Below are 19,753 nucleotides of genomic sequence, written 5' to 3'. Positions count from 1 at the left end.
CCCCCGGGACGAAAGACTCATAAAACCACCCCACTACCCCGTCCGCTGGCCGTACCAGCGGCGTCCTCACCTGCCTTTGCACAGTCAGCAGCCACTGCGAGCTCCCGGTAATGAAAAAATCACACCATTCGTCCCCTGATAAAGCCGTCTGTCCCATTCGTGTTGAAATTGGGTCAGGGATGCCTTAATCTTAAAAGATTAAGAAGAGCAGACAGGGGAGTGGAATTATGCTGGCGGCAATCTGTGATGACGATAATACAGACCGGATACTGGTAGGAAAGATATTGCAGGAAAAGATGAAAAACAGGCGTGAGCCGTTAACGATAGAGTATTTTGAATGCGGGGAAGATTTGGTGGAGAAGTATGAGAGCGGGAAACAGAAGTATGACCTGCTGATACTTGACATCTACATGAAATATATGGACGGGATGGACGCAGCAAAACGGATACGCAGGTATGACCGGAATGCGGCGATTATTTTTTTGACCACCACTCCTGATTACGCGGTAGAGAGCTATGAGGTCCGTGCCACCGACTATCTGCTGAAACCGGTAAGTGAGGGGCGGATGGGGGAGGCGCTGAATCATTTTCTGGAAGAGCACTATCCGAAGGTCAGGCAGAGCCTGCTGATGATAAGCGGAAGCTCCGGGCGCAGAATCGCCTATGATGATATTTTGTACATAGAAAGCAGAAGAATGAATCTGAGAGTGGTTTGCAGCAAGGGAGTGGAGCACACCATCCGGAAAAAATTAGATGATGTCCAAGAAGAACTGCCGGAAAACCGTTTCCTGCGGTGCAACCAGAGCTTTATCGTCAATATGGATTACATCAGGGATGCAGACAATAATTTTACGATGTGTAACGGAGATATAATCCCGATTAAGGTCCGTGAAAAAAAGAAAATCAGGAAGAGGTATTTCGATTATCTTCTGAACAGCGGATGGGAGACATAACCGTCTGAAAAACGGCGTCCGTACCGGGGTGGCAAACGATTGATTTTTGTATCCCAAAACGTGACTTTTTGCACAGTACGGCGGCAGTAAATGCTGTTTGTGATAAAATTGGGAAAAGCGGTAAAACGAGACAGAAAGAGGAGGAAAAGGGTATGAAGAGGAAAATCCGAAGCATGCTTAGTACCGCGCTGATCGTGTCGATGCTGGGAACAATGTTCAGCGGCACGGCGTTTGCAGCGGGGATAAAAAAAGCGGAGGGGTTATTTAAGGATAATGATGTGCCGTATGTGTTTTACACAGAGAATAGACTTGGCTCTGATTATTTTCAACGCGTAGAATATGAGCGCGGGAAGGCAATGCTTGCCAGCCCGGCAAACGCTGTGATGGCTTCTGATTCTGAAGCGCTTGCGGCATCGCCCAGCGAGCTTTTAAAACTGAGTTACAATAAGTTTGACTCATCCCTGAGTTTCCGTCTGGCAGACGATCAGGACGCCTTCTGGCCGGCTCTGGATGATGCGTATACTGAGCAGGGAGGCTTTCCTCTCACGGTGGGCCTGTGTGCCGGGGAGGAAGACAGGCAGTTTCAGGGCAAGATTGAGATCCGGAGCAACTGGTTCATGTATGTTGAGTCGGCAAACTATTCTTCCCCAAATTACGACAGGGTGAACCAGAAGTACTTGCTGCCGGTATCCAGGTTCGCAAGTCCAAGCGAGGCAGGAAAGGTTGATCTCAATAACGGATATACTTTGAAGATCAAAGAGGGCGGTAACCCGGGCACGGATGTGGCCAAAGATTTTGCGCCTTCGGTAAAAAGCGGGACCGGAGGAAACGGAGGCATAGAGCTTACGGTTCCCGAACGCTTGAAGGCGGAGAACGATAGAAATGTTGACAAGACCTTTAATGTCGAGCTGAGAAAGGGAAGTGAGCTGATAGGCTACACATGGTTCGAGCTTCCGATGTACAGTGGGATAGACGACGGCAAGGGAGGCGGAGAGAAGACTTACTTCAGCGTGAGTGAGTATCTGAGCGGACTAAGCGGCGAAGAAAAAGCCGGGATAACAGAGCTTAAAATAAACAAGGGCGATATAACCTCGGACGAGTGGAGGCAGCTCATGGAGCTCCCGAACCTAAAGAAACTGTATCTGTCGAAGGATCTTAGCAGAGTTAATATCGGTGGAACCGGAGGAAACCAGGCGCTGGAGGAGCTTTATATTAACTACGACGGCACCGCAGCGAAGAGCAGTCCGACCAGGAGCATGCAGGGGACGATTTGGGAAATCCCGACCGGAGCGTTTGCAAACTTTACGAAGCTTAAAAAAGTCAGCATGCCGGGAGTTACAAAGGTCAGGGAGAAGGCCTTTAAGGGAGCCGTGTCCTTAGACGGGCTGACGGCTCCGGATGTACAGGATATTGAGGACAGCGCGTTTTCGGGCTGCGGGGCCTTAACCTCTGCAGACCTTCCGTCCTTATACAATATGGGCAACAATGTGTTTAAAGACTGTGCGGCACTGAACGCTTTGAACCTGCCGAAGCTGTATAACGCCGGTGAAAGCGTGTTTGTAAACTGCAGGGCCTTAACCTCCATAGATCTTCCGTCCTTATACAGCATTAGCCACAATGCGTTTAAAGACTGTGCGGCACTGAGCGCGGTGAACCTGCCGAAGCTGTATAGCACCGGTGACAGCGCGTTCGCAAACTGCGCGAGCTTGACTTCGGTAGCACTGCCGCAGCTTGAATATACCGGAGAAAGATTATTTGAAAACTGCATCGAATTAACAGTGGCCGATCTGCCAAGCCTTGATTATTTGAGAGGGTTCACCTTTGCGGGATGCACCGCGTTATCTGAGGTTAAGATTCCCGGCGTGTACCAGCTTTCTCCCAGCGCGTTCCAGGGACTTAACAATATTGCGCTGGAGCTTCCGTCCTACAACTCTCCAACCCTTCTGGGTGATTTTGAAGCGGAGCAGAGGTTTACCGCCTCCTTCATAGACAGAAGGGGGAATGAGGTGAGCGGAGACACCCTTCTTGCGACGAAACGGCTCTACGCCTGGGATGCGGAGTGGCGCAGAGTACTGGGCCTTACACCGGACGGGGAGGAGACCGGCGAGCTGAAGATAGGGTATGGGATTTTAGGCCAAAGACCAGGCACCCTTACCGGAAAAACCATGGATGAGATTATTGACCGTATTGGCCGGCTGGGAGCCTTAAGCGATGTGATAAGTATTGAACTGAACGACAGCAAGCTTACAAAGGCGGACTGGGACGCAATGCAGAGACTGACGGGGCTTCAGGAACTCGAGATGGGAACTCCGGATTGGATTGAGACAAGCGCATATAAGAGGACGATCCCGGAAGGAGCCACCGTACCAAAATCCCTGAGAATAGCCAGGCTTTATACGGCAGTTAACATCCCTGCCGGAATGTTTAAGGATTGTACACAGCTGAATTGGGTCAGCATAGGTATTGCGAATCACATCGGAGACGAAGCCTTTGCAGGATGTACCTCTTTAAATCGTCTGATTATCTATCTGCACAATGGAGGGACACCGCCTGTTCTGGGAAGAGATGTGTTCAAAGGCTGTACGTCGTCAAAAAAGACGATTGATTTTTCACCTACAGGTAATGAAGCAGCTTTAGCAGAGCGTTACAAGGCTGCCGATCCTCAATGGGCTGTCTGGTTCGAGGGCGGAACGCCGCCGCCTAGCGGAAGTGCTTCTTCCGGTTCCAATGACAGAGGCTCCAAATACGGAAGCTGGGTACAGGATGCAGGCGGCTGGATGTACATTTTTAATGATTTCAGACCGGTTTCCCAGTGGGGATATCTGCCCTACGACGGTAAATTTGCATGGTACTATTTTGACCAGAACGGATACATGATGACCGGCTGGTACACGGACGCATCCGGACGCACCTATTATCTCAATCCGGTTTCGGATGGTACAAGAGGCCGTATGATGACAGGATGGAACCAGATCGACGGAAAATGGTATTATTTCAGCATGGAGGAAGGTTCTGCAAACGGAATGCTTCTTAAGAATACGACGACACCTGACGGATACAAGGTAGACGCAGACGGAGTCTGGATTCAGTAAAACTGGAAAAATGGTGCGGCGGGATAGGCAGCCGCACCATTTTTATATCATAGGAAAGTGTTCCTGTGATATAAAAGTCCCCCCGGGGATGCGCACTCCGCGCCAAGGAATATGGCCGCTAAAGCGACCGCGCTCCGGTGCGAAAGTCTGCCGGGGCAGACTCTTTATTCTATTGATAAACGGATTGGTTAAGCTGACAGTAAGGAGGAAACGGATTGATGAAAAATAAAATGAAGTGTGCTGCCCTGCTTTTATCGGCCGCTGCGCTGTCCGGCATGATGACGATGACCGCATTCGCGGCAAAAAGCGGCAGGATTACGTCAATACGTCTGGAGATAAAAGACAGTATGCAGCCGGGGGATGCGCTGGGGGAGGATGAAGCGCTGTCCATTGAGCCGGGCGCCGATAACTATTCGGTGAAGAGCTGGGAAATAGAGAATAGTGGTTATACGTGGCAGTATTATGACATTCCGAGAGTGACGGTTACGGTTGCGACCGAGGATGAAAACTATTTTTCAGTCCCCCAGAATGGGGTCAGGATTAAGGGCGATGAGGCGAATGTTTATGCTGTATACAGTGAGGAGCCGCAGGTGTTGACAATCACTTTGAATCTCAGGCCAATGTCCCGGCGGGTCGGCGGGATCGAAGACGCATGGCTCGACGGCACGGTAGCATCCTGGACACCGGCTATCGGAGCGGAAAGCTATGATATCTATCTCTACCGCGATGAGCGCCCGGTCGGCAGCAGAAAGACGACGTCCGATACCACCTTTGATTTCGGCACCGCCATGCGTAAGAACGGAGAGTATTATTACAAGGTGCGCGCCGCAGGCGGAGAGGGGGTAAAGGAAGGGAAATTTACGGAGTCGGACAGTGTCTACATCAGCCCTTCTGATACGGAAAAACAGCCTGAGGGGGAGGCGAAACCTCTGAACAATTCGGAGCGTGTGCCGGGGCAGTGGATACAGAATGAAAAGGGCTGGCGTTTCACGAATACGGACGGCTCCCGTCCGGTGAACGACTGGGCATGCAGCGGAGATAAATGGTACTATTTCGGTGCGGACGGCTATATGGTGACAGGCTGGATCCAATGGGAAGGAAAGTGGTATTATCTGGGGCCGGAAGGAGACATGCAAACAAATACACTGACGCCGGATGGGTATATAGTCGATGAGAACGGTGCCCGCGTGTGGTAAAAAACGTATCGCGGGACGTTACCCTGCGAACAGTAACACGCTTCGCGATGCACAGAAACGGCAAAAGACGCCGGTTCGCGCTGTGAAACTCGGGATTTTCGTGTGAGATGCACACGAAAACACCTCGCGGGACGTTACCATGCGAACAGTAACAAGAAACTTACACTTTTTTTAAGGAAATAAATGACGCTGTTATTTTTCGCATCAATATGTTATGATTAGCCGGAACGAAAGGATTTTTACAGGCAGAATAATCATAGCTGAGATACGAAAGGGATGATACGATGATTTGTCCAAAATGCGGACACCAGACGACCGGGAATTTTTGCAGCAATTGCGGAGCCCTTCTGAAACAGAACTATTCTCCGGCTGACCGGAATCCTACATACAGACAGAATCAGGATGGACGGGGAGTGAGGGCCTGGGCGCCGGAGCATGAAGAACCGGCGGAGAAGGATACAGTGCGGGACGATATAGGGCGGACAGACGCGGACGGCCTGGAACCGTTTATTCGGGGGGAATCCTATATAGAGACGGGACAGGAGGCCAGAGCGGAGCGGCGGACACCGGTCGGGACTGCTTATGCCCGGGAACCGGAAAGAATGGAAACCCGGGAAGAGAAACGGGAAAATCTTAGAAAAAAAGATAAGCCCCAAAAAGCTGCCCCGAAGGATTCGGGTAAAAAAGCGTCTTCAAAAGCTGCCGCAGGGAGCGGACCGAACAAAAAAGAAGTCCGTCTTGAGCAGAAAGAGAAGAAACTTCGCGACAGCCGGATGCGGGATCTCGAGAGTGAAGTGGAGCGTCTGACGGTGCAGGAACGACTCAGGGAACGGCGCAGAAGAGAGGATGATGAAAGCGGCAGTTCCGATTCAGGGCCGAATCTGGGAGAGATAGCGGTAAAAGGAGCGGCCGGAGCGGTGGTGATAGCAGTCCGTGTGATGCAGATAGTGTCATGTCTGCTTATGGGCTGTATGGTTGCCATCATGCTGCGCTCCTTCCTTGCACACGGGGAAGGTCTGGGAAATATAGAGACATTGGTGACGGATCGCAATTACGGTCTTGCGCTGTATGTGGGTTTTGCCGGAATCTCTCTGTTTATGGGCGTGATCTGGTGTTTGTGGATCCTGTCCAGAAAAGGAGCGGGAGGAGGGTTCCGTCTTAAGAAGTATGACACGGGAAGAGGCCTGATTCCTTTTCTGCTGTGTGCGGCTATGGTTTTTGCCGCCGGGCCTGCACTGACGGTAATTCCTCCCGTAGACGGCGTCGTCGTGGAATGGCAGGGGATAGCGGCCGGCGGAAGGGCCGCGCTGACAGCAGTCAATGCCCATCGCGGGACTCTGCTGTTTTGCAGCGGCGCGGGAGCTGTCCTGTCATTGATCAGGAGGATTTTACTTGTATAAGGGCTTAGAAAGCCGGAAGAACAACGATAACCTGCACGCTCCGCGTACAGGTCAGCGCCTTCAATAAGGTAACATAACAGCCCCTGCTTTAGCAGGGGCTGTTATGTTACCGGAAATTATGACGTGGTGATATTGCGGCAGATTATGACAGCTGCCGGAGGCAATTTCCGGATCTCAGTATCACGGAGCGGCTGCCAATCTGGTAAGTTTCTGTCTGCACGCCGTACGCGGTCAGGATACGCTCAGGAGTCAGGACTTCGGCAGGGGGTCCCATGGCGGTTACGGTTCCAGACGACAGCAGGACGGCGGTATCCGCATAGTCAAGGGCCAGATTCAGGTCATGGATTACAGCGGCCACGGTGATGCCGCGCCGGCAGACATGACGCAGCAGATCCATGACCTCGTACTGATATCTCAAATCCAGGCTGCTGGTCGGTTCGTCCAGCAGCAGTAGCTGCGGTTCCTGGGCAACAGCCCTGGCTATCAGGACGCGTTGACGCTCCCCGCCGCTGAGTTGTTTGAACGGACGGAAAGCATAATCCTGCAGGTGAAATTCTTCCATCACCCCGGCCGCTTTTTCAAGATCGGACTTTCCTGCCTTCACACCCATATGAGGAAGGCGGCCTGATAGGACAATCTCCATTACGTTAAGGGAGTAACCGGCCTGCGTGTTTTGGGGAACGTAACCATAGACGCGCGCACGCTCCTTTATGTTCAGTTTCCCTGTTTTGATGCCGTTCCATACGACACACTCTCCGTCTGTGCGCAGCAGTCCGTTGATACAGCGGACCAAAGTCGATTTACCGGCTCCATTACCGCCGAGGAAGGCACAGAAACTGCCCTGTTGAACCCGAAAACTGATATTTTTAAGAACCTCCCTGTGTCCGTAAGAAAAGGACAGATTGCAGATTTCAAGACCATTCACCGGCCTTCCCTCCTTTCCATGATAATTAGATATAAAAACAGAGGGACGCCCACATAGGACACCACGATTCCGACCGGAATCGTGGTAGGGGAAAAGGCACAGCGGCCAATAGTATCTGCCGCCAGGACAAGCGCAGCGCCTGTGATAGCCGAGAGGGGCAGAAGAAGCCGGTGATCACCGCCTATTACCATTCGTGCCATATGGGGAGCCACGAGCCCTACAAAGCCGATAATCCCGGTAAAACTGACTATGGAGGCAGTGAGTACGGTAATACAGCCTCCGGTCAGGATTCTGGTGCGCTTAACATGGATACCCAACGCCCCGGCGCTCTCGTCTCCGCCAGAGGAAATGATATTAAAAGCCCATGCCTGGCTTTGAAAGACCGGGATTGTAATGAAGAGGATTACAGTCATTACCGCGATATCACTCCATCCGACTGCCGTCAGGCTGCCGAAGGTCCAGTGGACGATGGCGGGAAGCTGCTGTTCATTTGCAATGAACTGCATTGTTGAGTTAAGTGCACTGAAGAAGTAGTTCAGTGCGATACCGGTTAAAACGAGCGTTTCAGCTCCCAAACCCTTCAGGCTTGATAAACCGTAAACGAATACGGCGCAAATGAGAGCCATCAGGAAAGCGGCCGTGACCATAGCGGTTTTTTGAAAATAAACAGGTATTCCGCTGAAGATAATCACTGCGGCGGCACCCAGGGCCGCTGCGCCGGAAAGCCCGGTTGTAAACGGGCTGGCCATCTGGTTTCCTGTGATTGCCTGCATCCCTGTGCCGGCCAATCCCAGGCCTGCGCCTGCGATGACTGCCGCGGCGATACGGGGAAGGCGCAGCAGAAGGAGAACATTCTCCTCCTTGGGAGTGAGCGGTAATACATCCAGATAACGTTCGGATAAGGGCAGCCAGGTTACTGCAAGGCGTGCAGGGGTCAAATCCGCCACGCCGATGCAGACGGCAGCGGCAGCCAGTATAATAAGAATGACCAGGGCCAGGAGTATCCACATGATTTTTCTGCGGATATGGCTTTGGTATTCATTGGTCAGTGCGGTGAAAGACATCGGACAGTCTCCTTTATTATGAAAATAGGTTATGTCAGCTTTTTACTGCTGATAATTAAAAATCAGCCCGCATTCTGCTTGGCGGAATGCGGACAGATTTTTAATAGCAGCCGTGTAAGCGTGCCTGTTGTCGTTAATTTTGTGCCGGGACGCGGTAGTAATGAGGGGCATTGGGCTCAAAGCCCTGATACTCCATCCACTGTGCAAACAGGGCGTCCGGATCAAGCCCGGTCATTAAATCCGGGTAAAGCCATTTCGCCATATAAGCCGCACCGATCATTTTGCCCAGGCCGCCGCTCATGAAAGCGGTGTTCAGATAAAAGTTACCGTCCTTAACGGCAGTCAAATCACTCCAGCCCTCGCGCTGAAGCATGGTATCGGCCTTGGCGGCAAATTCCTCCTGCGGCGGTGCCGTGAAGACGCCGCTGTTGCCAACGACCTCGCCCGCGTAGACTTTTACAATCAGGTCGGGATCTGCCATCAGTATTTTTTCAGGGTCGATGTCTTTGCCTGCGAGGGAGGCGTCTCCGAAGATATTTTCTCCGCCGGCCATCAGAAGCATATTATGCCAGCCGTCATTCGAGGTGCCCGGAATGCAGGTGGTATAGTCACCGCCGTATTCCCAGTAAACTGTCTTCGGCTCTTTCACCTGTTTTAACTGCTCTTTCATATAATCAACCGGCTTCTGATAAAATGCCACCAGCTCTTCTGCTTTTTCCTCTTGACCGAATAATTGGCCGCACAGCCTGATTTGCTTCGGTACATCGGAGTTATCCCATCCGGTGATTACGACTACTTTAATGCCGAACGGTTCCAGTTTTTTTATGGATTCTTCCACCACCCCATTCTTAGGAACAACCAAGACCTGCGGATCGAGGGCGACTATTTTCTCGTAATCGTATTCATCCTTTCCGAAAGTCTCATTTTCCCCAAATTGCGGCCAGTAAACCTCGTCCTGGGAGGTATAGATGTCGACCCCGACAACGCTGCCGCCTGCGCCGACAGCTCGGATCAGTTCATTATTATAGCGGTTTGCAACACAGGCGCGGGTGATGGGAAGCGTAAGCTCCACCTCACGGCCCAGGTCGTCCACAAAGATGTCAGTCCCGGACTCTGGCGTATCCGCTTCCGATTCGGGGGAGCCGGGGACGGACGCCTGACCGCCTGCCGCTTCTGACGATTGTGCTACGGCCTCCGTCGGTTCTGTTGCTTTTGCGGAGCAGCCGGCCAGCGAGAGCATCAGCGCCGCGGCCAGTCCTGCCAGTACTTTTTTGTTTTTTCTCATTTTGGTAAATCTCCTTTCAACCTGTTTTTTAGTATTGGTTTGATCTGCTCTGAATTGCAAACAGAGCATACTAACAAACCCAACACAGTATTGGGCTGAAAGGTGATTTTCCCTGTCCCGGAAAATTTCCTCTGCAATATAACTGGCAGGTCTCCTGGCTTATGATTCATCCTCCGGATCGCCTTCCCGTTTTACCAGTGGCCCGAGATCCATCGTCTTCAATTACAGTAGAGGCAGCTGCAGGGGATTCTCACCCCGTTTCCCTATTAAAAAGCTTTCGCTTTGCCAATTGTTGCAAATTCAGTTTAAGCGTACTTAGCATATCATAATATTTGGAATGCGGCAAGATTGTTATTATCTACTTAAAATTATCAATGTTTTATTCCTTACTGCTGTTCTTGAAAGATTACGCAAACGTCACTAACCGTCTAACTCAATTATATCGATAGTTTCTGTTTATTCATAAAGTTCACGCTTTACGTGCTAGTCCCATATAATATCGTGTAGAACAAAATGAAAGGAGTTAAGTAAATGAGTAGTGAATATTTTAAATGCAGATGCAAGTGTTATGCAGAGTGCGAACCCAAACGTGAATGTGAGTGCAAACCCAAATACCGCGAATGTGAATGCGAACGTGATCACAGTATGTGCTGCAAATGGTTCGAAAAACAATTAAAAGAAGCTTACTGGATGGGATTTAAAGACGGTTGCCATAAATGCAAAAGAAAAGAAAATGAGTGCAGCGAATGTGAAAAGTATGAAGTGTATGAAGATTACGAAAATTATAAATGACAGTTTCTGATAAAGAGCGGGCTTTAGTTTCCTGAGCCCGCTCTAAAAGATTTGTGCAGTCTGTAGGAAGTTAAATATTGCCTGCTTGCGGATTCGGCCTGTCGTCAGCAAACGATAACCCGGACGCTCTGCGCACAGGTCACCGCCTTCAAAAAGAATTTCCCCGGCCATTTCCCCGGAGAAATTCCAAATACCTTATTAAAATTATTAATCATTAAACCCTATTGTATAATAAAGAACGATTTGTTTGTGACCGCAAGGGCATACACAACCTAAAAAAACTGTATTTTCCTGGTTGAAACAAAAACCAAAAATCTGGCTGAAAAGGTTAATTAAAAACAAGAAAAAATTCAATTCGTTTTCCAACTCACTTGTGCTGCAGTACGTGAAAACTTGAGCATACCATGCTTTACAAGGTCTGTTATCAAGGAAAGAAGAAATATCTAAATTTAAATTAAACTTATTTTTTAAAATATCCATTATCTCATCACTTGATTTCCCTTTTATAGTTTCCAATACTTCTTCTTTCAATTCTTCATAAGTTTTACCCTGTATATTCATAATTAAATTGTGTCTCCTATAATATTTACTTATAGTAACATAATATTCAAAATAATACTTTTTGACACAAGCCTTATTTCTTTCTATATCACACTAACTTATCAGAAGCAATATTTGTTATGAATGCAAAAAATCGGGTGCCGCGTCAATGATAATTGCAGCGCAATAATGTATTAAACCAAAATGGATTTTTTCGATTCAGGATAACGGATAATTTTTAGAATTTCAGCGAGCATGAATTTATGGTAAAATAGAGTATGCCGGGATTTGGCCGGCTGAAGTAATAACGGCAGAAAGTAAATCAGGCAGGGAGGATAATGTATGAATATAGAAAGATACTGGAGCGATACGCTGCGTCAGAACGCGGAAGCCATGAGGGCGTATTTTGATTATAATGCCTATATAAAATGGCATAATACAAATGAGCTTTTCAATTCGGAGGAGTTCATAAGGGCAAATTGTGAATACCCCGGCTCATGGGACGGTGAGATAGAGAGAAGCGAGCAGTCGGGGAATCTGTTTATTACGGTGGTCCGTGTGTGGTCGGAGGACACGGGGCTGTCTTTCCATGTAACCTCTTTTATCGAGGTAAGGAATGGGAAAATCACGGCGGTAGACGAGTATTGGGGCGATGACGGAGCGGCTCCGGAGTGGAGACGCGAGAAGAAAATCGGAAGGCCGATTAACACTGAGGCAGAGGAGCAGAGCAAATGAAAATAGACCGCCTTATCGGCATTCTATCCATCCTTCTTCAGCAGGAAAAGGTGACGGCGCCGTATCTGGCCGATAAATTCGAAGTATCCCGCAGGACGATTAACCGGGATATCGAGGATATCTGCAAAGCCGGAATCCCTGTCGTAACTTCGCAGGGACAGAATGGAGGGATATCCATCATGGACGGCTATAGGATGGATAAAACCCTGCTCACCTCTTCCGACATGCAGGCAATTCTGGCCGGCCTTAAAAGTCTGGACAGTGTTTCGGGGACAAAACGGTACCAGCAGCTCATGGAGAAGCTGGCTTCTGGCAATAATTCCGTGCTGGCGTCCAACAACCACATTATGATTGATCTGGCTTCATGGTATAAATCTTCCCTGGCGCCCAAAATCAGTCTGTTTCAAACGGCGATTGAGAACCGGCGGAAGGTGGCGTTCACCTACTATGCTCCGGGCGGTGAGAGCAGACGAATTGTCGAACCGTATCTTCTTATATTTAAATGGACATCCTGGTATTTGTGGGGTTATTGCTGTGAGAAACAGGATTACCGGATGTTTAAGCTGAACAGGATGACGGAGACCGCCGGCCTGGAGGAGACATATGAACCAAGGCAGATGCCGGCTCCCCAGCTGGCTGCTGAACGGATCTTTCCTACGGAGATAGAGGTGGAGGCTCTGTTCGAACCGGAGATGAAATGGAGGCTGGTGGAAGAGTACGGTCCGGGCAGTTTTACGGAACAGGAGGACGGAAGGCTTAAGTTCTCTTTTGGTTTTACCGATCGGGACAACCTGTTCGGCTGGCTGCTCAGCTTCGGCGACAGGGTAGAGCTTACAAAGCCGCAGGAACTGCGCAGGGAATTATATGAGTTGATGGCAAGACTAAAGGATATATACGGGGAATAACGCTGAAGCTGAGAGAGCGGCTGAACTGTTACTAATGATGATCTGATGTTGGGGTCAAAAGGTCTTTTGCCCCCCTTTGAAACCGGATTGCTCCGCACTGCGTGCTCACACAATCCTCAAAAACATTCGCGATCCGCTCATTTTTTGCGAAAAATGGCTTCTTACTCATGTTTTTGGCGGGTCCCAAGATTAAAAATCTTCATGCAAGTAAGCTTGCATCAGATTTCCCCCCTTTTGACCCTGGTATCATGACATATAGTTGTCATGTTACGTGTGGTATGATGCAGTTACAATTCACAGCTACCCTTCCGCGAAGTGTTTTCACTCAGCTTTTGAGTAAAATCCCCAGTTTAACGGCGCGAAACGGTGTTTAGCCGTGAAAAACAACTGAAAACAGGAGAATATGAAATGAATTACGAAATCGTTCAATTAGAGGAAATGAAAGCAGTGGGAATTAAGGCCAGAACCAATAATACGTCGCCTGATATGGGTGCGGTAATCGGAGGACTGTGGGGGAATTTTTACTCGCAGGGATATTATGAGGCGATATCCGGAAAAGTGAATGAAAAGGTATTGGGCATTTATACCGAATATGCCGGGAATGAAAAATCGGATTATACGATTGTGACCGCCTGTGAGACGGATGGTAAGGAGACGATTCCAGAGGGTACGGTTCTTGTAACGATTCCGGCCGGGAAATACGCAAAATTTGTGGCGAAGGGTGATCTGCACGAGGCAGTGGCGGAGTGCTGGAAGGAAATATGGAACACGGATTTAGTAAGAAGCTTTGAATGCGATTTTGAGGAGTATCAGGACGGCAGCATGGATGAGGCTGAGATTCATATTTACGTGGGGTTGAAGGAATAAGAAGTGAACTGTTTACCAAATTTAACGGCGTTTTTTGGCCGAAAGCTGAATTGTAACGAATAAGCTGATTCACATAGGGAGGTGAAAATATGGCTTCTAGTCTTGAATTTGTCCGGTATGCGGCGGAGCAGATGTGTGCGGCCGGGGAGATCACTTATAAAAAGATGTTTGGCGAATACGGAATTTACTGTAATGGTAAAATTGTTGGTCTGATCTGCGAAAACCAGCTTTTTATTAAAATAACGGAAGCAGGCAGAAGGCTGTGTCCAGATTATGAGGAAGTGCCTCCCTATCAAGGCTCAAAACCATATCTGCTGGTCGAGGATATCGACGACAGAGAACTTCTTGCAGAGCTGACTGCGGAGACATTCAGAGAGCTTCCGGTGTCTAAGCCCGGTAAGAAAAAAGGGGAAAAGAGCAGGGAAAAGACAGATAAGGCGTCAAGGACAGAGGAAAAGCAATCAGCTCAAAAACAGGAGAAGAAGGGAAAAGCGGATATGGAAAAGGTGGACTTCAAAAAACGTGATAAGGCACTGTACCAGCCCGGCAGAAATCCTGAATTTGCAGATGTACCGGAAATGGTATTTTTGGCTGTAGATGGAAATGGAGATCCCAATACATCCGCCGATTATAAAAATGCGGTGGGAGCGCTTTATGCACTTTCCTATACGATAAAGATGAGCAAAAAAAGCGATTCGTGTCCGCCCGGATATTTTGATTATGTGGTGCCTCCGCTGGAAGGGCTCTGGCACACCGAAGAGGGAGGCTTTGACGGGAAAATGATAACGGATAAGAGTAAATTCTGCTGGACCTCCCTGATCAGGCAGCCTGACTTTGTCACGGAGGAAGTGCTGGAATGGGCGAAAGAGGTATGTCTTGCGAAAAAGCCGGAGACAGATACCTCCAACGTACGTCTGCTCCGGTACAAGGAGGGGATGTGCGCCCAGGTGATGCATATCGGCCCCTATGACGATGAGCCGGAAACAATAGAAAAGCTGGAGCGCTTTATTGAAGCAAATGGTTATGAGACGGAGATAAATGAAACGAGGCGGCATCATGAAATTTACCTCGGGGATCCGAGAAAAACGGCTCCGGATAAGCTGAAGACCGTACTGCGCCATCCGGTCAGAAAGAGCAGCAGGGCAGCACAGACCGGGCGGTTAAAAGGAGAAAAGAATGGAATTAATATCGGTTACAAAGGATAACCTGGAACAGGAGCATATCTGCTGCGCCATTTCAAACAATAAGGATTGTCAGGTGTTATCTAAAAAAAACTGGCTGAACGAACAGTTTGAGGATGGACTCGTATTTCTGAAGGGAAATGTCCGCGGCAAATGTTTTATCGAGTACATGCCGGCGGAGAAAGCCTGGGCGCCTGTCGAGGCGGACGGATATATGTATATCAACTGTCTGTGGGTATCCGGGCAGTTTAAAGGCCAGGGATATTCGAATTTGCTGCTCGAGGAATGCATCCGGGACAGCAGGGAAAAGGGCAGGCTGGGACTGGTGGTTCTGACCTCCAAAAAGAAGATGCCCTACCTGTCGGATCCGAAATTCCTGGGATATAAAGGTTTTATCCGGGCGGACAGCGCCGAACCGTATTTTGAACTTTTCTATCTGCCCTTTGAGGCGGATGCGCCAAAACCGCAGTTTAAGGAGCAGGTAAGGCAGCCACGTACTGAAGAGAATGGGTTTGTCCTCTATTATACGAGACAATGTCCGTTTACGGCAAAATACGTTCCTCTTATCGAATCGGCGGCAGAGGAGAATAATATCCCATTTAAGGCAGTCTTATTTAAGACATCCGGGGAGGCCAGGAATGCTCCGGCTCCGTTTACCACATACAGCCTGTTCTATAATGGTCGGTTTATAACGAATGAAATTTTGTCGGAGAAGAGGTTTGAGAAAATTCTTGAAGCCGAAGGGCTGGGATAACCTGCTCAGATACTCCGCAGAAGCGGTAACCTGCACGCTCTGCGCACAGGTCACCGCCATCAACAATAACCTGTACGCTCCACGCACAGGTCACCGCCATCAATCAGACCATCAGTTGTTCCTTTAAATACCTGCCCACCACATTTGAGAAGTCACTGATTTTGCGTATATAGGCGAACTCGTTTCCAAATATCTGTTTTTCGGCAGGGAGGGCTTCTTCCTCTCCGGCAAAGATGCCCATGACGGCAATTCCCTTGCTTCGGAGGCTGTACACTTCCCTGGCCGTGTCCTTGACCGCATAGTCATTGCAATACTGGACGCGCAGACGGCTCTTTGATTTGCTGACAATGATGTCGTTCGGCGTTCCGTCACTTAAAACAATCAGGATTTTATTCTCTTCCCTGCGGGCCGACAGGCTGTGGGCGGCGGCGCGGATCGCAAGTCCGTCCCGGTTATTGGCGGAACCGTAGAATTCCAGAATACGTTTATCGGCTTCAATCGGTTCATCATAATCCCGGTACCGCCGCATTACCGTATAATCACCGAACGTGCAGAATCCCATGACACGGTGCGGTATTTCCGCCAGGCTCAGGGCTTCACTGATGATATAGCCCTGCAAAGCGACCAGGCTCTGGCGGATCTGCTGTGAGCCGCTTGAATCGATCAGGATTTCCACTGCAAAATCAGTGAATTCCTGAATAAATTCCCTGTCAAACATTTTGCGGTTGTCGGTTCTGCCGATATTCCAGAGCCTGTCAACCCGGATTTTTCCGTATTCGTCGGGAAAAATTTCTTTTTCTTCCCTGGTGAGAAGCGCTCGTTTTAAAATATCGGCCAGTGACAGGATATTCTGCCTTGTCATAAGCTGGTTTGCCTTCAGAATTTCGAGATTTTCCGTCAGAACTCTTCTGGCATATTCCATCTGATAAGTGTCGGCGCTGTCCTGGAGAGGCGGCTGTTCTTCTGCCGGCGAAGTCCCTTCTGCAGAAGCGTCAGGGCGGCTCAGCAGCCCGTCTGAAAAATGCAGCTTACATTCTTTGTGCGCGCCCGTACAGATTTGATAATTTAGCTGTCGCTGTTCTTTCGGTGTCAGATAACTCTTTCCATAATTCAGCTCAATATAGTCTTTCGCCAGCGCCATGGATTCATCTTCCAGGACGACGGCATTAGGCTTTTGCGCCTTGTTTTTGCCGTCGTCCTCTTCCTGCAGATGGTCATCCAGCAGGTTGACGATACGGTCCTCCTCCTTCTCCGGTTTGTCCTCCTCGTCTTCTTCCGAACCGGACTGCCTGCCGCGCCCCGGATTCTCCTCGAACAGGCCAAAGCCCTTGAATTCATCGGCAAAGCCCTTGGGATAGGCTCCGTTATACACTTCGTCGAGGCAGCGGATAATATCAATGGTATCACCCGCATCCTGAAGGGAAACGATCTTGTCAACCCAAAGCTGCTTTGATTTTCCGGCAGGGGTTTTGTAGAGACAGTAGCGCAGATAACAGCCCTCCAGGGCGCCCCAGTCCGTGTGGGTCAGACGTCCGGACTCTTTCTTCAGGGTATCCTCAAATGCCATTCTCCGCAGCTCGGCTATGCCGCCGCGATCGGCCGCCAGTTTTTTCCAGACCGCACTTTCAATACAGAGGCGGGACAGCGGCAAAAGCACCGATGGCTCGGCGCCGTAGAGAAAGGCCTTTTCAAAATACTGCTCCAGGGTCCGGGGCCGGAAGTATCTGGCAAAGCCGCCTTTACAGACCGCGTCATAAAGAGCGATATACTTGGACTTTTTGAAAACAGCGGCATTCACTTCAGTTCCCAGGCTGTAATCTCCGCTTATGGTCCACAGCAGGTTTTTGAGGCGGTTCTGGATGCGGGCTGTCTCCAATTCCTCTTCCGATATATCGTTTGCAGGCATCTCTTTTATAGACATATCTTCAGCAGGCACAGTGTTTTCTGTACCATTATTCCTGTTCATCATGCTCGCCTCATTTCTAAAATACGTCCCTGCTGCTCCAGGATTCGGGAATCCGGGTCAGGACGATGTCGTCCACAATCTCCTGTTCAAATCCATCGAAACATTTATTGGTTATGCCCATGGTAACGGCTGCTTTGGGGGTGAGTCCTCCGCGTATCAGCTTCAGGGAACCAATCATGCCGCGCAAATCCACCGGTTTGGTGGAAATCTCTCCATTTTTCGCTTTTGTCTGAAGATCAAGAAAGAGGCCGGCAAACTGTTCCAGCGAGGCAGATGTGGCGCCGGGAACGGCGGTATCCAGTATTTTTATCAAATCATCCTGTGTAAGTGTCGGCATGTTGATAACCATAAAACGTGAGACAAGGGCCTCATTGAGTTCCTTTGTTCCGGCATAACCGTAATTCATTGTGCCGATAAAGCGGGCGGCGGGATGAAGCTCGATCCTGTCATAGCCCGGCACATCGATGATACGGCGGTAATCCAGCGTAGCGTGAAGAACAGAGACGGCGTCGTTTTTTGCCATGTTGATTTCATCCAGGATGCCAAATCCGCCGTAGGCCGCACACTGATAGACCGGGCCTTTGCGCAGCTTTACTTCGTTGTCGACGAAGGTATCACTTCCGATCAGGCTGCCGCTGTCCGTATTCACATGGAAGGACATGTTGTATACGGGCCTTCCGAACATCCATGCCAGGTTTTCCGCCAAAATATTCTTGCCGGTTGCCTTATCGCCGCAAAGCAGGATATTTTCACCCTCCAGCAGGGCGGAAACAGCCATCTCAAGAATCTCTTTTCCGAAGAAGGGCATATCCGGTTTGGAGACGCGCCTTTTCACCTCATCCGCTACCGGATAATCAGCCCGGAAGCGCTCGAGCCGCTTTTGTAAATGCTCACTGATTTGTTCTTCCTGTATATATAATTCCATGATAATATCCTCCTTCACATTTTAACTTTATATGCTCATTATAACCGGGCGTGGTCTAATAAACGTCGATTTTATTAGTTAAGTTTGTATCAATGGTCCTGGAACCATTTATAATCTGCCTTTCCGTTTTTATTATGATAAAATAAATGTCAGGATGATAAAACGTCCTTGATAGTGAAGGCCATTGGTTTGCGGCATATGTAGAAGGGAGTGGTCGTTTGTGACAGAAGAGGGCAGCAGGTTTCTGGATAAAGAAGCGCTGCAAAGGTATAAGGAATATTTGATAAAAGAAGAGCGGGCTAAGGCGACGGTAGACAAATATCTGCATGATGTCAGGGTGTTTGAAGCATTTGTCCGTAGGGAGCAGAGTTGTGAGGCGGATTGGAACAGCGCAGCGGATACAAGCCGGAAAGCGGTTACGAAAGAAAAGGTTATTGAGTTTAAACGTAATCTCCTCACCATTTATCATGTCAGGAGCGTCAATTCGATGCTGGCGGCTCTCAACAGCTTTTTCAGCTTTATGGACTGGGTGGATTTTCGTGTAAAGCCGGTCAAGATTCAAAGGCAGATGTTCTGCGAGGAACAGCGGGAGCTTAATAAAAAGGAATATTACCGCCTGGTGCGGGCTGCACAGAACATGGGGAAGAGGCAGCTTTCGCTGATTCTTCAGACTCTTTGCGGTCTGGGGCTTCGCATCAGCGAGCTGAAATCGGTCACGGTGGAGTCGGTTCGGAAGGGGAAACTCTGTATCTATAATAAAGGAAAGAACAGGATCGTTTTCATCGGCAGCAAACTGCAAAAGCAGCTTCTTCTATATATAAGAGAACGGAAACTGAAAACAGGAGAAGTGTTTGTTACCAAAACAGGAAAAGGAGTGGATCGGAGTAATGTCTGGCGTGAGATGAAAAAACTATGCGGGGAGGCAGATGTAGAATGGCAGAAGATATTTCCCCACAATCTGCGCCACCTTTTTGCCAGAACCTTTTATGAGTTGAAAAAGGACGTGGTAAAACTGGCCGATATCATGGGACACAGCAGTATTGAAACTACGAGAATTTATACGGCTACTTCAGGGAAAGAGTACAGAAGACAGATGGAACTGCTCGGTCTGGTGATTTGAAGGGAAAGGGGGGATGCGGTCCGAAACTGTGTTTGTGAATAATGGTTTGGGAT

At 49.3% G+C, this 19,753-nt stretch carries 17 protein-coding genes and 1 riboswitch; of the genes, 11 read left to right on the top strand and 6 right to left on the bottom strand.

From position 1 onward, the window contains the following. The first annotated feature begins 227 nt into the window (after nucleotides 1–227). From CLOSYM_RS20510 to CLOSYM_RS20495, 4 genes are all read left to right on the top strand, one after another. Nucleotides 228–953: a LytR/AlgR family response regulator transcription factor gene (locus CLOSYM_RS20510; protein ID WP_021643647.1), complete on the top strand. Its 726-nt coding sequence runs from the start codon at nucleotides 228–230 to the stop codon at nucleotides 951–953. A 152-nt stretch (nucleotides 954–1,105) separates the two neighbouring features. Beyond that, nucleotides 1,106–4,045 carry a leucine-rich repeat protein gene (locus tag CLOSYM_RS22080; protein WP_049943751.1) on the top strand — a complete coding sequence of 980 codons (2,940 nt, stop codon included), beginning with the start codon at nucleotides 1,106–1,108 and terminating at the stop codon, nucleotides 4,043–4,045. A 218-nt stretch (nucleotides 4,046–4,263) separates the two neighbouring features. Then, nucleotides 4,264–5,241, top strand: coding sequence for a cell wall-binding repeat protein (locus CLOSYM_RS20500; RefSeq protein WP_021643645.1), 978 nt, complete (start codon nucleotides 4,264–4,266; stop codon nucleotides 5,239–5,241). A gap of 284 nt (nucleotides 5,242–5,525) precedes the next feature. Then, nucleotides 5,526–6,641 carry a TFIIB-type zinc ribbon-containing protein gene (locus tag CLOSYM_RS20495; RefSeq protein WP_021643644.1) on the top strand — a complete coding sequence of 372 codons (1,116 nt, stop codon included), beginning with the start codon at nucleotides 5,526–5,528 and terminating at the stop codon, nucleotides 6,639–6,641. Nucleotides 6,642–6,783: 142 nt separating this feature from the next. Here CLOSYM_RS20495 and CLOSYM_RS20490 read toward each other — a convergent pair whose 3' ends face one another. From CLOSYM_RS20490 to CLOSYM_RS20480, 3 genes are all read right to left on the bottom strand, one after another. Beyond that, nucleotides 6,784–7,566, bottom strand: coding sequence for an ABC transporter ATP-binding protein (locus CLOSYM_RS20490; protein ID WP_021643643.1), 783 nt, complete (start codon nucleotides 7,564–7,566; stop codon nucleotides 6,784–6,786). Beyond that, complete coding sequence (locus CLOSYM_RS20485; protein WP_021643642.1) at nucleotides 7,563–8,630, bottom strand: FecCD family ABC transporter permease; 1,068 nt, start codon at nucleotides 8,628–8,630, stop codon at nucleotides 7,563–7,565. The genes CLOSYM_RS20490 and CLOSYM_RS20485 overlap by 4 nt, the downstream gene beginning before the upstream one ends. A 133-nt stretch (nucleotides 8,631–8,763) precedes the next feature. Next, entirely contained in the window at nucleotides 8,764–9,915 is a 1,152-nt protein-coding gene (locus CLOSYM_RS20480; RefSeq protein WP_081697092.1) for an ABC transporter substrate-binding protein, read from the bottom strand. A gap of 127 nt (nucleotides 9,916–10,042) precedes the next feature. Further along, nucleotides 10,043–10,220: riboswitch (cobalamin riboswitch) on the bottom strand. A 226-nt stretch (nucleotides 10,221–10,446) separates the two neighbouring features. Here CLOSYM_RS20480 and CLOSYM_RS20475 point away from each other — a divergent pair. Further along, on the top strand, nucleotides 10,447–10,707 hold the full coding sequence (locus CLOSYM_RS20475) for a hypothetical protein (RefSeq protein ID WP_044903036.1): 261 nt from the start codon (nucleotides 10,447–10,449) through the stop codon (nucleotides 10,705–10,707). Nucleotides 10,708–10,914: 207 nt separating this feature from the next. On the opposite strand, the gene CLOSYM_RS20470 is transcribed toward CLOSYM_RS20475, so the two are convergent. Beyond that, nucleotides 10,915–11,268 (bottom strand): hypothetical protein, encoded by a 354-nt coding sequence (locus CLOSYM_RS20470; protein WP_021643639.1) that lies wholly within the window; start codon nucleotides 11,266–11,268, stop codon nucleotides 10,915–10,917. Between the two features lie 321 nt (nucleotides 11,269–11,589). Between CLOSYM_RS20470 and CLOSYM_RS20465 the strand changes: the two genes are divergently transcribed. From CLOSYM_RS20465 to CLOSYM_RS20445, 5 genes are all read left to right on the top strand, one after another. Beyond that, nucleotides 11,590–11,982 (top strand): nuclear transport factor 2 family protein, encoded by a 393-nt coding sequence (locus CLOSYM_RS20465; RefSeq protein WP_021643638.1) that lies wholly within the window; start codon nucleotides 11,590–11,592, stop codon nucleotides 11,980–11,982. Beyond that, on the top strand, nucleotides 11,979–12,887 hold the full coding sequence (locus CLOSYM_RS20460; protein ID WP_003508502.1) for a helix-turn-helix transcriptional regulator: 909 nt from the start codon (nucleotides 11,979–11,981) through the stop codon (nucleotides 12,885–12,887). The genes CLOSYM_RS20465 and CLOSYM_RS20460 overlap by 4 nt, the downstream gene beginning before the upstream one ends. Nucleotides 12,888–13,295: 408 nt before the next feature. Continuing rightward, nucleotides 13,296–13,754 carry a GyrI-like domain-containing protein gene (locus CLOSYM_RS20455; protein WP_044903034.1) on the top strand — a complete coding sequence of 153 codons (459 nt, stop codon included), beginning with the start codon at nucleotides 13,296–13,298 and terminating at the stop codon, nucleotides 13,752–13,754. A gap of 89 nt (nucleotides 13,755–13,843) precedes the next feature. Continuing rightward, nucleotides 13,844–14,959, top strand: a complete 1,116-nt coding sequence (locus CLOSYM_RS23900) for a GyrI-like domain-containing protein (RefSeq protein WP_021643636.1) — start codon at nucleotides 13,844–13,846, stop codon at nucleotides 14,957–14,959. After that, the gene (locus CLOSYM_RS20445; protein WP_021643635.1) at nucleotides 14,931–15,689 is read left to right on the top strand and encodes a GNAT family N-acetyltransferase; all 759 of its coding nucleotides are present in this window, start codon (nucleotides 14,931–14,933) and stop codon (nucleotides 15,687–15,689) included. Before CLOSYM_RS23900 ends, CLOSYM_RS20445 begins: the two co-directional genes overlap by 29 nt. A 103-nt stretch (nucleotides 15,690–15,792) precedes the next feature. Here CLOSYM_RS20445 and CLOSYM_RS20440 read toward each other — a convergent pair whose 3' ends face one another. Together CLOSYM_RS20440 and CLOSYM_RS20435 are read right to left on the bottom strand one after the other, a co-directional pair. Beyond that, nucleotides 15,793–17,658: a vWA domain-containing protein gene (locus CLOSYM_RS20440; protein ID WP_021643634.1), complete on the bottom strand. Its 1,866-nt coding sequence runs from the start codon at nucleotides 17,656–17,658 to the stop codon at nucleotides 15,793–15,795. Between the two features lie 13 nt (nucleotides 17,659–17,671). After that, nucleotides 17,672–18,580, bottom strand: coding sequence for an AAA family ATPase (locus CLOSYM_RS20435; protein ID WP_034555218.1), 909 nt, complete (start codon nucleotides 18,578–18,580; stop codon nucleotides 17,672–17,674). Between the two features lie 220 nt (nucleotides 18,581–18,800). On the opposite strand from CLOSYM_RS20435, the gene CLOSYM_RS20430 reads away from it, so the two are divergent. Continuing rightward, complete coding sequence (locus CLOSYM_RS20430) at nucleotides 18,801–19,700, top strand: tyrosine-type recombinase/integrase (RefSeq protein WP_021643632.1); 900 nt, start codon at nucleotides 18,801–18,803, stop codon at nucleotides 19,698–19,700. Nucleotides 19,701–19,753: the final 53 nt, after the last annotated feature.

Source organism: [Clostridium] symbiosum ATCC 14940 (genome assembly GCF_000466485.1).
GTDB lineage: Bacteria > Bacillota > Clostridia > Lachnospirales > Lachnospiraceae > Otoolea > Otoolea symbiosa.
The sequence above is the reverse complement of the archived record's forward strand: the minus strand, read 5'-3'. Positions and strand labels throughout refer to the sequence as shown.

What these genes read in the sequence shown, in the direction of transcription:
- CLOSYM_RS20455 (WP_044903034.1), top strand. Translation starts at nt 13,296, where the DNA reads ATGAATTACGAAATCGTTCAATTAGAGGAAATGAAAGCAGTGGGAATT.
- CLOSYM_RS23900 (WP_021643636.1), top strand. Translation starts at nt 13,844, where the DNA reads ATGGCTTCTAGTCTTGAATTTGTCCGGTATGCGGCGGAGCAGATGTGT.
- CLOSYM_RS20445 (WP_021643635.1), top strand. Translation starts at nt 14,931, where the DNA reads ATGGAATTAATATCGGTTACAAAGGATAACCTGGAACAGGAGCATATC.
- CLOSYM_RS20440 (WP_021643634.1), bottom strand. Translation starts at nt 17,658, where the DNA reads ATGATGAACAGGAATAATGGTACAGAAAACACTGTGCCTGCTGAAGAT.
- CLOSYM_RS20460 (WP_003508502.1), top strand. Translation starts at nt 11,979, where the DNA reads ATGAAAATAGACCGCCTTATCGGCATTCTATCCATCCTTCTTCAGCAG.
- CLOSYM_RS22080 (WP_049943751.1), top strand. Translation starts at nt 1,106, where the DNA reads ATGAAGAGGAAAATCCGAAGCATGCTTAGTACCGCGCTGATCGTGTCG.
- CLOSYM_RS20475 (WP_044903036.1), top strand. Translation starts at nt 10,447, where the DNA reads ATGAGTAGTGAATATTTTAAATGCAGATGCAAGTGTTATGCAGAGTGC.
- CLOSYM_RS20465 (WP_021643638.1), top strand. Translation starts at nt 11,590, where the DNA reads ATGAATATAGAAAGATACTGGAGCGATACGCTGCGTCAGAACGCGGAA.
- CLOSYM_RS20500 (WP_021643645.1), top strand. Translation starts at nt 4,264, where the DNA reads ATGAAAAATAAAATGAAGTGTGCTGCCCTGCTTTTATCGGCCGCTGCG.
- CLOSYM_RS20485 (WP_021643642.1), bottom strand. Translation starts at nt 8,630, where the DNA reads ATGTCTTTCACCGCACTGACCAATGAATACCAAAGCCATATCCGCAGA.
- CLOSYM_RS20480 (WP_081697092.1), bottom strand. Translation starts at nt 9,915, where the DNA reads ATGAGAAAAAACAAAAAAGTACTGGCAGGACTGGCCGCGGCGCTGATG.
- CLOSYM_RS20435 (WP_034555218.1), bottom strand. Translation starts at nt 18,580, where the DNA reads ATGGAATTATATATACAGGAAGAACAAATCAGTGAGCATTTACAAAAG.
- CLOSYM_RS20495 (WP_021643644.1), top strand. Translation starts at nt 5,526, where the DNA reads ATGATTTGTCCAAAATGCGGACACCAGACGACCGGGAATTTTTGCAGC.
- CLOSYM_RS20510 (WP_021643647.1), top strand. Translation starts at nt 228, where the DNA reads ATGCTGGCGGCAATCTGTGATGACGATAATACAGACCGGATACTGGTA.
- CLOSYM_RS20470 (WP_021643639.1), bottom strand. Translation starts at nt 11,268, where the DNA reads ATGAATATACAGGGTAAAACTTATGAAGAATTGAAAGAAGAAGTATTG.